Source organism: Klebsiella sp. AqSCr (assembly GCF_008452795.1).
Classification (GTDB): domain Bacteria; phylum Pseudomonadota; class Gammaproteobacteria; order Enterobacterales; family Enterobacteriaceae; genus Klebsiella; species Klebsiella pneumoniae.
In genome coordinates, this window is sequence record NZ_MJDM01000005.1 from 2,558,628 (window position 1) to 2,572,502 (window position 13,875).

At 57.4% G+C, this 13,875-nt stretch carries 12 protein-coding genes; 2 read left to right on the forward strand and 10 right to left on the reverse strand.

From position 1 onward, the window contains the following. Window positions 1–76 precede the first annotated feature (76 nt). Complete coding sequence (gene yhcN-B / locus BHE81_RS16580; protein ID WP_002918627.1) at window positions 77–343, forward strand: DUF1471 family stress response protein YhcN-B; 267 nt, start codon at window positions 77–79, stop codon at window positions 341–343. A gap of 50 nt (window positions 344–393) precedes the next feature. Here yhcN-B and BHE81_RS16585 read toward each other — a convergent pair whose 3' ends face one another. The 4 genes from BHE81_RS16585 to aaeX all read right to left on the reverse strand — a co-directional run bounded on the left by BHE81_RS16585 (window position 394) and on the right by aaeX (window position 3,865). Next, complete coding sequence (locus BHE81_RS16585) at window positions 394–669, reverse strand: barstar family protein (RefSeq protein WP_002918629.1); 276 nt, start codon at window positions 667–669, stop codon at window positions 394–396. Window positions 670–748: 79 nt separating this feature from the next. After that, entirely contained in the window at window positions 749–2,716 is a 1,968-nt protein-coding gene (aaeB, locus tag BHE81_RS16590) for a p-hydroxybenzoic acid efflux pump subunit AaeB (RefSeq protein WP_002918632.1), read from the reverse strand. A gap of 5 nt (window positions 2,717–2,721) precedes the next feature. After that, window positions 2,722–3,654 (reverse strand): p-hydroxybenzoic acid efflux pump subunit AaeA, encoded by a 933-nt coding sequence (aaeA, locus tag BHE81_RS16595; RefSeq protein WP_002918639.1) that lies wholly within the window; start codon window positions 3,652–3,654, stop codon window positions 2,722–2,724. Between the two features lie 7 nt (window positions 3,655–3,661). Then, window positions 3,662–3,865 carry a p-hydroxybenzoic acid efflux pump operon protein AaeX gene (gene aaeX / locus BHE81_RS16600; RefSeq protein WP_002918640.1) on the reverse strand — a complete coding sequence of 68 codons (204 nt, stop codon included), beginning with the start codon at window positions 3,863–3,865 and terminating at the stop codon, window positions 3,662–3,664. A gap of 131 nt (window positions 3,866–3,996) precedes the next feature. Between aaeX and aaeR the strand changes: the two genes are divergently transcribed. Beyond that, window positions 3,997–4,926, forward strand: coding sequence for an HTH-type transcriptional activator AaeR (aaeR, locus tag BHE81_RS16605; protein ID WP_002918641.1), 930 nt, complete (start codon window positions 3,997–3,999; stop codon window positions 4,924–4,926). Between the two features lie 35 nt (window positions 4,927–4,961). On the opposite strand, the gene tldD is transcribed toward aaeR, so the two are convergent. The 6 genes from tldD to mreC all read right to left on the reverse strand — a co-directional run bounded on the left by tldD (window position 4,962) and on the right by mreC (window position 13,863). Beyond that, window positions 4,962–6,398 carry a metalloprotease TldD gene (tldD, locus tag BHE81_RS16610; RefSeq protein ID WP_149888812.1) on the reverse strand — a complete coding sequence of 479 codons (1,437 nt, stop codon included), beginning with the start codon at window positions 6,396–6,398 and terminating at the stop codon, window positions 4,962–4,964. An 88-nt stretch (window positions 6,399–6,486) separates the two neighbouring features. After that, window positions 6,487–10,284, reverse strand: a complete 3,798-nt coding sequence (gene yhdP, locus BHE81_RS16615; protein ID WP_023301468.1) for an AsmA2 domain-containing protein YhdP — start codon at window positions 10,282–10,284, stop codon at window positions 6,487–6,489. A gap of 37 nt (window positions 10,285–10,321) precedes the next feature. Next, window positions 10,322–11,791: a ribonuclease G gene (gene rng, locus BHE81_RS16620; RefSeq protein WP_002918644.1), complete on the reverse strand. Its 1,470-nt coding sequence runs from the start codon at window positions 11,789–11,791 to the stop codon at window positions 10,322–10,324. Window positions 11,792–11,793: 2 nt separating this feature from the next. Beyond that, entirely contained in the window at window positions 11,794–12,375 is a 582-nt protein-coding gene (locus BHE81_RS16625) for a Maf family protein (RefSeq protein ID WP_002918646.1), read from the reverse strand. 7 nt (window positions 12,376–12,382) lie between these two features. Next, on the reverse strand, window positions 12,383–12,871 hold the full coding sequence (gene mreD, locus BHE81_RS16630) for a rod shape-determining protein MreD (protein WP_002918648.1): 489 nt from the start codon (window positions 12,869–12,871) through the stop codon (window positions 12,383–12,385). Beyond that, window positions 12,871–13,863: a rod shape-determining protein MreC gene (gene mreC / locus BHE81_RS16635; protein WP_004149974.1), complete on the reverse strand. Its 993-nt coding sequence runs from the start codon at window positions 13,861–13,863 to the stop codon at window positions 12,871–12,873. The genes mreD and mreC overlap by 1 nt, the downstream gene beginning before the upstream one ends. Window positions 13,864–13,875 lie beyond the last annotated feature (12 nt).

A 13,875-nucleotide genomic window follows, 5' to 3' on the forward strand; every position in this document is an offset into this window, starting at 1 on the left:
CTGACAAAAATTCTCTACCGCGGCCCGGCGACATACATCGCCCCGCCGCGGCAAAACAAAGACTGGAGTAAAGATTATGAAACGCGCAATGATCATCGCATCCCTTGGCCTGGCTTCCCTTCTCTCTTTCGGTGCCAGCGCGGCTGTCCAGCAAGTGAACGCAGAGCAAGCCCAAAATCTGCAATCCATGGGCACCATCTCCGTATCCCAGGTAGGTAGTGCGCCAATGGACATGCGTCAGGAACTGGCGGCTAAAGCCGAGAAAGAAGGCGCCAGCAGCTACCGTATTATTGAAGCACGTACCGGCGATAGCTGGCACGCCACCGCTGAGCTGTACAAATAAACCCTCGTCGTCTTATTTCGACGACTTGCCCCCGCCTGCCGGGGGCTTTTTTATGCTTGTCGGGCATTAAAACGCAACTCCCCCTCCAGCTCTTCCTCTGCTTCATCAAACAATAAAATCAATGCGCCAAAGCGCCGGCGCTGCTTGTCATTTAAATGGATGAACTCAATATCCAGCGGCAGCGGTAGCAGGCCACCGGTCACTGCGTCCCATAGCGAATCCAGGTTGTTGACCTTATCCTGAGCCAGCTCGAAGGTTCGGGAAAACTCCCGGTAGAAATCCTGTTGTTCGGCGATTTCGTCAAAATCAAACGTATAGGTGGTCATGACAGCCCCTCCCGCTTCTCTTTCTGTCGCCGTTAAGTATAGCGATAAAAAAACCGACGCCTGGGCGTCGGTTTATGGGTTAGCTGCTGGTCAGCACATGCTGGTACTTATGCAACATCTCAACCAGTCGCCGTACCGGCTCGGTGACCTGCGGCGAGGCCTCCCAGACCCGCAGCTTCTCCTGATAGACATCAAGCTCCGCCAGCAGCTGGGTAAAATAGCGCCGACGCTTATCATCGCTGCCAGCGGAGATCACATGGTCCGCGGTACGTCGCAGCTGACGATGGAAGGCGGAGAGATCGTCGTTCACCGGCACGGGCGCATCGCGCAAGCGCTGATGGGCGATGATTAACGTCAAGGCCAGACGGAAACGGGCGACGTCACCTGGGAATTTATTGAGTAATAAAAACAGCTGCTGATAGAGCGCGGGCAGATGATTCTCTTTGCGACGCGCCGAGTTGGTGGTCAGCGAAGAGACCGCCGCGGAGACAAACTGGTTCAGCAGCACCCGACCGGTTCTGGCCCGGGAGTTATCCCTGACAATAAGAATAACCATCAGAGCGAGGAAACAGCCGACGATCTGCCCCAGCGCGCTATCGAGGAACTGGCTGAACTGGAACTGCATCGGGTTATCCAGCACCAGAATGTTGATGGTGCTCGCCAGCGCCCCCAGCGATCCGAGACGCCTTTTTTGCACTTCGATCCCGATAAAGAACGCCATCGCCGCCAGGCTGATGCAAAGCAACAGCATGCTCTGCTGCGTCGCCGGCATGATCACCAGGAAGTACAAGGTGCCCAACGGTAACGCCGCCAGGGTGCCATAGAGGAAGTCTATCGCCACCATACGCGGGTTTGGCAGGCGCATCGCCAGCGCGGTAACCACGGCGATCATTACCATCGCGCCGCTGCCTGAGGTCCAGCCCGTCCACAGCCAGAATAGCGTTCCGAGAATACAGGAGACAGAGGTGCGCCAGAAGTTCACCATCGCGTGATGACGTTCGGCGGACTCCACTTTAACCACCGTTTCGCCGCGCAACACGCCATCCTCGATACGGCTGATTTTAGTATTCCCCACCACGCCGCGCTTAAGCAGCAGGTAACGCGTGGCGGCGCCCACCCAGCTATAAATCGTGACCGGGGTATTATGCTCGCCTTTCCAGGTCAGGAAGCGGCGCATGCGCTTCAGCTGCTGGTGAACATCCTGCACCGTCTCAACCGGCTCGGCGAACAGCTCGCGATAGTCGTCCGTGACCATTTCCGGGCGTGAGTTCTGAATCAGATAGGTTTCGCAAGCCTGGGTGATAAGGGTTAGCGAAAGGGTGTTGATCGCCTTCAGGCGCTGATTGGCCTTTGCCCAGCGTGAGGATTCCATAATCAGGTTACTACGCATACCTTCCAGCGCCGTAGTGCGGCGTACCAGCGCTCCCCAGGCTTGATCCACTTCCTCTTTTTCACCGTGCGCGACGCATAACTGCATCAGCTTATACTGTGCAATTAGCAGATTATCGAGCTCGAGGTCGATCTCTTTTTTAATCGAACGCGGCGAAAACAGGAGATCGGCGACGATGGCGCTGACAATACCGATGACAATTTCGCTGCAGCGTTCGACAGCAAACTGCGGCGCCAGCATCGGATTGGTATGGATGGTAATAATGATAATCAGCGCGGTGTACCCGGCCAGCCCCCAGGCATAGGAGTTTTCGACCTTGACCAGCGACGAAACCCAGGTACAAAACCCGGCCCACAGACAGCAGACCAGCATCATCAGCAGAGGCGCGCGGATCATCAGGATGATGATAACCAGCGCCGCAATACAGCCAATAAAGGTCCCGGCAATACGCAACATACCGCGATAGCGGATCGCGCCAGAGTACGGTTCGCCGCCAGCAGCAAAGGCCGGCCCGGCGGCGACGATCGCTGCCGTCAGTACCGCCCAGCGCGGCGTTTCGAGCTGAAAATGGAAACCGACAAACAGCGCCAGCACCACCGCGCATGCAAGCTTAATGGCAAAGCGGAGATGCCGGGGAGCAATGGTATATGTCCCCATAGCGATTAACCAAATTCGCGCAGGCGCATAGCCAGTTTCTGGAAGAAGTTGGCCTGGCTGGTATCACGATCTTCTTGACCGGTGATCACTACCGTCGCCGTGGTGCCCGATGGCCACAGATTCCCCTGCTGGTGATCGAGGCGAATACGCACCGGCACACGCTGCGCCAGACGCACCCACTCAAGGTTGGAGTCGACCGAGGCCATCCCTTTCGAGTCGCTGCTGCTGCTGGCGTTGGTCACCCCCGCAGCGATACTGTCCACCGTCCCTTTAATGGTTTTGCTGCTGCCCAGCGGGGTAATCTCCGCACGATAGCCTGGACGGACGCCCTCCAGTTTGGTCTCTTCCAGATAGGCCATGACGTAAAACGTATTCTCTTTCACCAGCGCCACCGCCGTGGAGCCACGGGTGATAAATTCCCCAGTGTAGACGTTAAGGTTAGTCACCCAGCCATCCGCAGGGGCGCGAATGACCGTCCGCTCCAGATCTAGCCTGGCCAGGTCGCGACTAGCGACCGCTTTCGCCAGCTGATGTTCAACGGTTTGCAGTACGTTGTTCGCCTGATCAATCTCTTCCCGCGACATCGCCTGTACGCCAAGCTTATTACGCCGACCGGCTTCGACACGTTTTTCCTGAGCTAACGTCTGATAATAGGCGACATCAGCTTCCGCCTGCGCCAGCGCTTTTTGGTAACGAGGTTGGTCAATAACGAACAATACCTGGTCTTTCTTAACCAGTTGGTTATCCTTGACGTTTACCTGAGAAATCAGCCCGGAGACGTCGGGGGCAATCGCCACAATGTCGGCGCTAAAGCGCGCATCACGCGTCCACGGCGAGGCGGTGTAATAAACCCAGGCGCGGAAAATCGCCACGAAGGCCAGAATGACCAGTATCACGGTAATGGCAGTACGGAGGATATTTCTTGTTAGTGTTTTCACATCAACCTCAAACGAACAAGCGCGATATCAAATAAAAAAGGCAGCAATAGAGCGCCGTATTAAACAGTGCTGGGTGCCAGACAAAATCGTAAATGCCGGTCGGAACCAGCAGTCGGTGCACCAGCCAAAAGATAGCCAGCGACAAAAGCAACTCGAAGAAGATCGGCGGAAACGATAAGCCGAAAATCACGATGACAGGAAACAGACTCATGATGACCTTGAATAAGAAGCGTACAGGTAGTGAGCAGATGCGTTTATTATGTAGCTAACAATATATTAACGTAACGATTGCCGCATTATCTACAATGTGTGATCTAAATCACTTTTAAGCCAGAGTGAATAATGGAACGATTAAAACGCATGTCCGTTTTCGCCAAAGTGGTCGAATTAGGTTCATTCACCGCAGCGGCCCGCCAGCTTCAGATGAGCGTTTCCTCGATCAGTCAGACCGTCGCCAAACTGGAAGATGAGCTGCAGGTAAAGCTGCTCAACCGCAGCACCCGCAGCCTTGGCTTAACTGAAGCAGGTAAAATCTATTACCAGGGCTGCCGTAGGATGCTGTTTGAAGCGCAGGATGTCCATGAGCAATTATACGCATTTAACAATACCCCCATCGGGACGCTGCGCATCGGCTGCTCTTCAACTATGGCACAGAATGTTCTGGCGCGCATAACGGCGAAAATGCTCAAAGAATACCCCGGGCTCTCTGTTAATCTGGTCACCGGCATACCTGCGCCAGACCTGATCGCCGACGGCCTTGACGTGGTGATCCGCGTGGGCGCCCTGCAGGATTCCAGCCTTTTTTCCCGCCGCCTGGGCTCAATGCCGATGGTATTATGCGCCGCTAAAAGCTATCTGGCGCAGGCTGGCAATCCAGAGAAACCGGCCGACCTTGCCGGACATGCCTGGCTGGAATATAGCGTGCGGCCGGACAATGAGTTTGTCATTATCGCGCCGGAAGGGATCTCGACCCGCCTGACCCCGCAGGGGCGCTTCGTGACCAACGACCCTATGACGCTGGTGCGCTGGCTGACCGCCGGGGTGGGTATCGCCTATGTACCCTTAATGTGGGCGATCGAAGAGATCAACCGCGGTGAGCTTGAGATCCTGCTGCCCAGCTATCAGTCCGATCCGCGACCGGTCTACGCCCTGTATACGGAAAAGGATAAACTGCCGCTGAAAGTGCAGGTCTGTATCAACTATCTGACGGAGTATTTTGTCGACGTGGCGAAGATCTATCAGGGCATGCACGGGCGCGGGATCGCCCGGTGAAGCGGTTCCCGGCAGCGCCGGGAACCAGGTCAGGATCAGGCGGTGCCGCCGACAGTAAGGTTATCGACCTTCAGGGTCGGCTGGCCGACGCCCACCGGCACGCTCTGGCCCTCTTTGCCACAGACGCCGACGCCGTTATCCAGGCGCAGGTCGTTGCCCACCATCGAAATCTGCTGCATGGTCTCAATGCCGGAGCCAATCAGCGTGGCCCCTTTCACCGCCTTCGTGACCTTCCCTTTTTCGATCAGATAGGCCTCGGAAGTGGAAAAGACGAATTTACCGGAGGTGATATCCACCTGCCCGCCGCCGAAGTTAGGCGCAAAGATACCGTAGTCGACCGATTCGATAATCTCCTGTGGCGTCGACTGGCCCGCCAGCATATAGGTGTTGGTCATACGCGGCATCGGCAGATGGGCATACGACTCACGTCGGCCATTGCCGGTCGGTGCGACGCCCATCAGGCGCGCGTTGAGTTTATCCTGCATATAGCCTTTCAGAATGCCGTTTTCGATTAGCACGTTGTATTGCCCCGGCGTCCCTTCGTCATCAATGGCCACCGAGCCACGGCGATCGGCGATGGTGCCGTCATCCACTACGGTGCACAGCTCAGAGGCGACTAATTCCCCCATATGGCCGCTAAAGACCGAGGTGCCACGCCGGTTGAAATCGCCTTCCAGCCCATGGCCGACCGCTTCATGCAGCAGGACGCCAGGCCAGCCGGCGCCGAGCACCACCGGCAGCATCCCCGCGACCGCCGAGAGGTTGACCAGCGCCATGCGCACCGCTTCTTTCGCCCAGGCATCGGCCCGCACGTCGCCCTCCTGGGAGGCGAGGAAATAGTCATAACCAAAACGCCCGCCACCGCCGCTACTGCCGCGCTCACGCTTGCCATCCTCTTCCACCAGCACGCTGACGGAAAGACGAACCAGCGGACGAACGTCGGCGGCCAGAGTGCCATCGGTGGCGGCGACCAGGATCAGCTCATACACCCCGCTCAGGCTGGCTGAAACCTCCTGCACCCGCTGGTCCGCCGCCCGGGCGACTTTGTCTACCCGGCGCAGAATATCCAGCTTCTCTTCCCGGGTCATACTCTGCAGCGGGTCGATGCTGGTGTACAGGGCACGATGCTCTACGGCGCCGAGGGTCTGCACTTTGCCATTGCCGGTGTCGCGCACAATGGTCCGCGCCGCCTGGGCGCTCTGCTCCAGCGCCAGTTTGCTGATCTGATCGGCGTAGGCAAAGCCCGTTTTTTCGCCGCTGACGGCGCGCACGCCTACGCCCTGGTCGATATTGTACGACCCATCTTTAATGATGCTGTCTTCCAGAACCCAGGATTCGTGATAGCTCGACTGAAAATAGAGATCACCGTAATCGAGGCGGCGCTCGGTCAGTTGACCAAGAATGGCAAACAGGTCCTGATGATTCAGGCCATTTGCCGACAGTAATTGTTCACTTACCAGGTTCAGACTCATCGTTATGCTACTCGTTTGTTGCCGCCTGACAGGCGGAAATACAGAAGGCTATCTATTGAGATTGCGGCAATTCCCGGCAATCGTCAAATCATTGCTTTTTATTGCTGCGCGCCTGGCGCAGCACTTCATTGATCTGCGGCTGGTCAATCGGGCCGGTGATGCGGTAGCGCAGAATCGAAACTTTATTCCACAGCGGACCCAGCACTTTGCTGGCGGCAAATACCGCCGCGCCGACGATGGGGTTGACGGCAAAGGCCGCCGCCACGCCGACGGTCGCGGAGATCTCCGGCGCCACCACCGCCTGCAGATCCAGCTGGCGACGCACCAGATCGACCGACCCTTTCATAGCAATATCCGCTTCAAGGCCATCCACCAGCGTATCATCGGTATGCAGTACGCCATCCTTAATCCATGCCGTACTGTTAATCGAATCGAAGTAAAAGCCTTCGCTGAAGGTATCGCTGAAATCGAAACGCAGTTTACGCAGCAGGGCATCCACACTCAGCAGACGCAGCAGCTGGCCAGCGTGCCCGGTACTCAGGTCGGTAAACTGCCCCTTGCCCAGGTGGCTTTTAATGATGCCATTGAGCGACGCGACATCCGGTGACCAGGGCGGCGCGCGCCAGTGCAGATCGTAGTCGATATCAAACGGCGAATCCTTCACCGGCGTGGAGACGCCAAAGAAATCCGCAAATGCATCCGTCTTATTGCCGTGCAGTCTGCCTTTCAGCGAGGTTCGAACCCCTGAAGGGGCGTTCACCCACACGCCGTTGGTCGTCAGCCGGCCAAACCCGGTATCCACCAGACCGTTGGAGAGCGTTAAGGTATCCCCTTTGATCGCCACATCCCCATCGATGCGGCCATATTTTTGTCCCCACAGCCAGCATTCCGCGCAGCGTAGCTGCAGATCGGGCCAGCCATGGAAATCCAGCCGCGTCGCCGTCTGGGGGGCCACATTCTCTGTTGCGTTCTGGCCGCTGGCGCTGGCCGGATTGAAATAGAGATAACGCACATTTGCCAGCCACGGAGCGTTGTCGCGCATCGTCAATGTGGCATTGATCTCACGCCCCTGCGCCTCAACCTGCGAGCCGCCGGCGACCGGCTGGGACATCAGACTGACGTTGTTCCACTGTTGCCCCGCAAGGGCCAGCGACGGCGTACGCAGCACAATGCGCGGTGGAAAGAGCACGCTGCTGCTCACTTCATTTGCCGCGCCGTTCTCGAAGAGCGCCAGCCACTGCGCGCCATCCATCGGCGGCAGATTGAGCTCGATACCGGGCTGATCGGGCAGCGGAGAGTGCCCTTTGCTGTCAGTGGTAAGGATCGCTCTATCCAGCGTCAGCTTATGATTGAGCAACCAGCGGCTGTTAATATGATTCTTCGCCCCGACGGAGCCGGTCAGGTCGAAGCTGCTCAGGCCGCCGGCGACGTTAATTTTGACCGGAAGGGGTTCGCCGGCGGGCTTACTGACTGGCGAAGGTAAGCGACTGCTCACATTCTTCAGATCGCCGTTGATATCGACCTTATAGCTGGCATTGCCATGGTACGGCAGTTCGATGGCGACCTTGCCATCCCACGGGACGCTACCGCTCAACGCCTCACTCACGGCTTTCGGCAGCAGCCCGGTGCGCGACGGCTGCCAGTTGGCATTCATCCCGACATCCACCAGAAACGCTTTTTCACCTTCGCGGGTGGAAAAATTGAGGTTCAGCGGCTGATTAAACCAGGTCGCGCTCAACGTTTGACTATTGAGATCGCCATTCACAAAGCTGAAATTACCGCTCAGGTTCTGCAGCGTAGTATCTAACGGTTTGATAAACAGGCTATTATTCTGCAGGCGCACATCGCCTTTCGCGGTGGTCATCTCGCCGTCGAGGGGGATATTCAGATGTAAGCGAGCGCTCACATCCCCATCCAGCTGCAGGGAATCCAGCGCCGCCCCGAGCGACTCTTTCAGCGGCGTAGTATTAAAGTAAGGTCCAACCTCTTTGCCCGGGCCTTTGATATCGGCATCAATCAGCAGTTTTTCCTGCGCATAGTCCGGGATCGCGGCATCGAGATTGCTGGCGGTCACGTTGCCAAGCATCGCTTTATCCGCCCGCATCCACAGGCCGTTGTTGATAAAATTGAGATCGATGTTCAGCCCGGTTAGCGCCGGCCAGTCCGGTTGGAAGGCAAAAGTGGCGTTCTTCAGCGGAACATAAACCTGGAACTGGCCTTCATTATGCGGATAAGGGAATAGATGCGGATTGCCGCCATACACCAGCGTCGCATCGCTGGCTTGCCCCGCTTTAATCGCGCCGCTGAGATAGTCCACCAGCGCTTTGCCCATCAGATTTTCCGGGAAATAACGCCATGCCTGGCCACCGTCATTGGTGCTGATGCCCGCCAGAATACCCAGCCAGGGATCGTCCCCCTGCGGTTGCAGATAGCGGAAGCCGCCGCGGGCGCGTACGCCTGTCGCCTGCACGTCTATATCGCGGCCATCAAGCATAAACCCTTTGTCGTTTTTCACCCAACTGAGCGTGGCTTCGCCAGCGGCTATCTCCAGCGGCGCGCGGAAGACGCCGGCATACGGCATCAGCGCCTTCGCCATATGAGCGCGTAATTCCCCGTGCTCAACGCTGCCATTCAGACTGCCGGAGAAGTGCTCTGCCCCCGGCAGGAGTTTCCACTGCTTCCACGCCAGATCGCTCCACTGCGCCTGAAAACGCGTTTTCTCCGTCGCCTGCAGGGGGATATCGAGAGCCAGCAAATTGATTTTGCCGCCAGGCTGCGTGGTTCGCCAGAGTTCGCCCAGAGAAGGCGCCAGCTTATCAGCAAACGGCTGTAACCCGCTCAGGCCGCTGAGGGCCAAATTGCTGGCGCGAATACGTAACTCATCGCTACGCTGACGATCGTCGCCACCAACGTCCTGCGCCGGGATCCACGCCATCGCCAGGGCTCCGCTTGGCCAGGGTTTATCATCGATAGCGATCCGCGTATCGGGAATATAAAAGGCCCAGCTTTGCTTATCATGGGAGAGATGCGCCGTCAGGTTATCCACCGACAAATGATGGACTTCGTTATCGCCCTGCCAGCTGGCGCCCCCTTTTTTCAGCCATACGTCGCCGCTGGCCACATCGCCTTTTTCAATGGTCATCCAGCCTTCGAGGCTGAAGCGGGCGCTTTTCAGGGCGATATTGTCCTGCATCCAGCGTCCCAGCCACGGTTTGACGTCGATATCATCCGCCTGTAGCCAGACCCGGCCTTTATTCAGCAGGCCATCCTCATCGCGAAGATCCATCCGCACCTGCATGACGCCATGCTGGCCGGTGAGGCTGGAGAGGCTGAGCTGCCCCTCGGCGCGATGACGGTTCCTGCCGTTAAGCCATGTCAGTTGCGGAACCGCCAGCTCCGCCCGCTGACCGGAAAGGGTCAGGAAGCTCAGATGGCTGTCGCGCAGAGTAAAGTGATCGAACTGACGTAAAAAGAGATCGCTGATGCGGTCGGTTTTCAGGCTTTCGCCACCGTCATTGGTCTGAATAGGGGTATTGGTATGGACCTGCAGCTGCCAGAAGGTGAGGTCGCGGAACTGCCAGCGCATATGCAGCAGGCTCTGCCAGACATCCAGCGCCAGGGTTACGCGCTTGACCGCCATTGTGCCGCCATCTTTCAGCCCGACATGGATATCGCGGGCGTCTAACGTCGGACCAAAAGTCTGCCAGCTGGCGGTGATCTGCGAGGCGTCCACCGGCGTACCGGTGAGGGTGGAGATCTTCTCCAGCAGCTGCGGACGCCAGGCGTCGAGCTGTGGCAACACGAGACGCAAGCCACTCACCAGCAGCGCGACGATAACAATCAATGTTGCCACGGTGAGCAATAAAATCCCGGGCAGTCGCCTCACGCCTCTCTCCTTGTCAGCCGCACAATGACGCGGTGTCTTACATCATAACCACATCGAACTGCTCTTGATTATAGAGCGGCTCAATTTGTACCTTCACCTGTTTGCCGACAAAGATTTCCACTTCCGCCAGCGCATGCGACTCTTCCCCTTTCAGGGTTTCCGCCACCGCAGGGGAAGCATAGACCAGGAAGCGATCGGAATCATAAGCATGATGTACGCGGACGATCTCACGCATAATCTCATAGCACACCGTTTCCACCGACTTTACCGTTCCACGTCCGTGGCAGGTTGGGCACTCGTTGCACAGCACATGCTCCACGCTTTCACGGGTGCGTTTACGGGTCATCTCCACCAGGCCCAGCTGGGAGAAGCCGTTAATGCTGGTCTTCACCCGATCTTTACTCAGCGCCTGCTCTAAAGAGTGCAACACCCGTCGACGGTGATCTTCATTGTTCATGTCTATGAAATCAATGATGATAATGCCGCCGAGATTACGCAAACGTAGCTGGCGGGCTATCGCCTGGGTGGCTTCGATGTTGGTATTGAAGATCGTATCGTCAAGATTGCGGTGCCCGACAAAGGCCCCGGTGTTGATATCGATGGTGGTCATCGCCTCGGTCTGGTCGATGATCAGATAGCCCCCCGATTTGAGCTCGACTTTACGCTCCAGCGCGCGCTGAATTTCGTTCTCAACGTCAAAGAGATCGAATATCGGCTGACGGCCGCTGTAGTGTTCCAGCTTGCTGGTCATTTCCGGGATATATTCGGCGGTGAATTCGAGCAACGCCTCATAGGTCAGACGCGAGTCGACGCGAATGCGATCCAGTTGCGCATCGGCAAAATCACGCAGCACGCGCTGGGCCAGAGCCAGCTCGCCATACAGCTGATAGCGGGTCTGGTTGCGCTTTTTGCGCTCCATCACCTTGGTCCATACGCGCTTAAGATAAGCGGCATCGGCGGCCATCTCCTGCTCGTGAACGCCTTCCGCAGCGGTGCGAATGATAAACCCGCCCTGCTCATCGCAATATTCTGCGACGACCTTTTTTAGGCGCTCGCGCTCGGCTTCGCTTTCAATCCGCTGAGAGACCCCCACGTGGGAGGCGCCTGGCATAAAGACCAGATAGCGGGAAGGCAGGGTAATATCGGTGGTCAGACGCGCGCCTTTGGTACCCAGCGGATCTTTAACCACCTGGACCATCAGGTCCTGGCCCTGGCGCACCAGCTCCGAAATATCGCGCACGGTAAACTGCTTTTGCTCCTCACCGGCGACGCACTCGGTATGCGGCATGATATCGGAGGCGTGAAGGAACGCCGCCTTATCCAGACCAATATCTACAAAAGCCGCCTGCATTCCCGGCAGCACTCGGCTAACACGACCTTTGTAGATATTGCCTACTATTCCGCGTCGCGCTTCACGCTCAATATGGATTTCCTGCAGAATACCGCCATCAATATACGCAACGCGCGTTTCGGATGGCGTTACGTTAACTAATAATTCAGCCGTCATCTTTATCCCTTTCCTTTACGCAGTGAGTTAAAGTTACTGAGCAACTCATACGTTTCCACCAGCGGTAAGCCGACTACGGCGTGATAGCTGCCATTAATCTTCCTGACGAAGCAACCACCCAACCCTTGAATACCGTATGCACCTGCTTTATCTAAAGGCTCGCCGCTGGCCACATAATCGGCGATATCCTGCTCGCTGAGCCGCCGGAAGGTCACTTCCGTGACCACCAGACAGTCCAGCGTTTGCTGCTTATCCGCCAGCGCCACCGCGGTCATGACCTGATGGGTGTGGCCGGAAAGCAAACGCAGCATCGCTGCAGCGTGTTCGGCGTCGCGCGGTTTTTCCAGCACTTCGCCGTTCAAAATGACAATCGTATCCGCTCCCAGCACCGGCAAATCGCGGGTGGCCATCGCCACCCCGGCCTGCGCTTTTTCGCGCGCCAGGCGGACGACATAGTGCTGGGCGCTCTCCTGCGGCTGGCGCTGCTCCTCGATACCAGGAACCAGACGCTCGAAAGCGAGACCAAGCTGAGTCAGCAGTTCCTGCCGACGCGGGGAACCAGAAGCGAGATACAGAGTTGTCATATCAACCTTATTGCACTGCAAATTGCTGACGCACTTTACGCATCAGCAGGAAGAGCCATGGCCAGAGGATGCCGTTTACTACACTACTCCAGAATACTTCCGGACGGAAAGAGACGTTGATCACTAAAAACTCTGCCCAGAAAACAATGATATCCACGGCCAGGGATAACAGCATTACCACCAGCGCCTGTTGCCACAGCGCCAGGTTACGGAACAGCTGATACTTCAGCGCGACCAGATAGGCGACGATGCTTAAAGACAGCGCGCGAACGCCGAGCGTTGAACCGCTGATGAGATCAAGAATAGCCCCCATCACGAAACCCGTCCCCACGTTTACCCGGTGCGGCAACGCGAGGATCCAGTACAGCAGGATCAATAATACCCAGTTGGGCCGGAAAACGCTGATGTCCGCCGGCCAGGGCATAATTTGCAGCAATAGCGCGATAAGAAACGAGAGCCAGATAACCCAGCGTCCCTGGCTACGGTAACTTGCCACTATTGCCCCCCTGCAGGCTGCGACGGCTGAGGCGGCGTCAACCCGGTGGCGGGCGCCGGCATCTGCGGCCCCATAGCATCCGGCGCAGGCAGTACCTGCGGCATCATCTGCATCAGACGTTCGTTAGCCACCCGATGAACCTCTTCCGGGGTCATCGGGTTAGCGCCATTACGATCGGCGCCCCACAGCAGCAACAGATAGCGCAAGCGCTGCAGCCCGGCCGTCGGACGCGCCTGAATCACGGTATAGGCGCGCTGGGTGTCCAGTTTCACCGAGGAGACTACCCCGACCGGATACCCTTCAGGGAAACGACCGCCGAGACCGGAGGTCACCAGCACGTCGCCGACGCGAATATCGGTATTTGCCGGCAGATGCTCAAGCTGGAGATCGTCCGTGCAGCCGTTACCGGCGGCAATGACGCGAATGTCGTTACGCAGAACCTGGATCGGCAGCGCATGAGTGGCATCGCAGATCAGCAGCACCCGGCTGGTCATTTTCGCCACGGCCACGACCTGCCCCACGACGCCTTTATCGCTGATAACCGGCTGGCCTTCATAGACGCCGTTCACGCTGCCTTTGTCAATAACCACCTGATCGCTGTAAGGGTCGTTGACCGTTGAGATGACCTGCGTCACCATTTTTTGCTCGTCCTGGCGCAGCGGCGAGCCAAGCAGTTCACGCAGGCGCGCGTTCTCCTGCTTGTACTGGCCCAGCATCAGCAGATCGCTGTTTTTCAGCAACAGCTCCTGGCGCAGCGCACGGTTTTCCAGTTCGAGCTGGTCGCGGGTAGCTAGCGTCTGCGATACGCTGTCGAGCAGTTCCCGGGGACCATTAGAGACAAAGTAGAAAGGGCTGACGGCTGTATCCATGTACGTTCTGATTTGGCTGAACGTACCCAGGCGGCTGTCGGCGATAATCACGCCAAGCGCCACCAGCACCGCCAGAATAAGGCGAATCTGTAGCGAGGGGCCACGGCTAAAAATTGGCTTCATAGGCTATGCGTA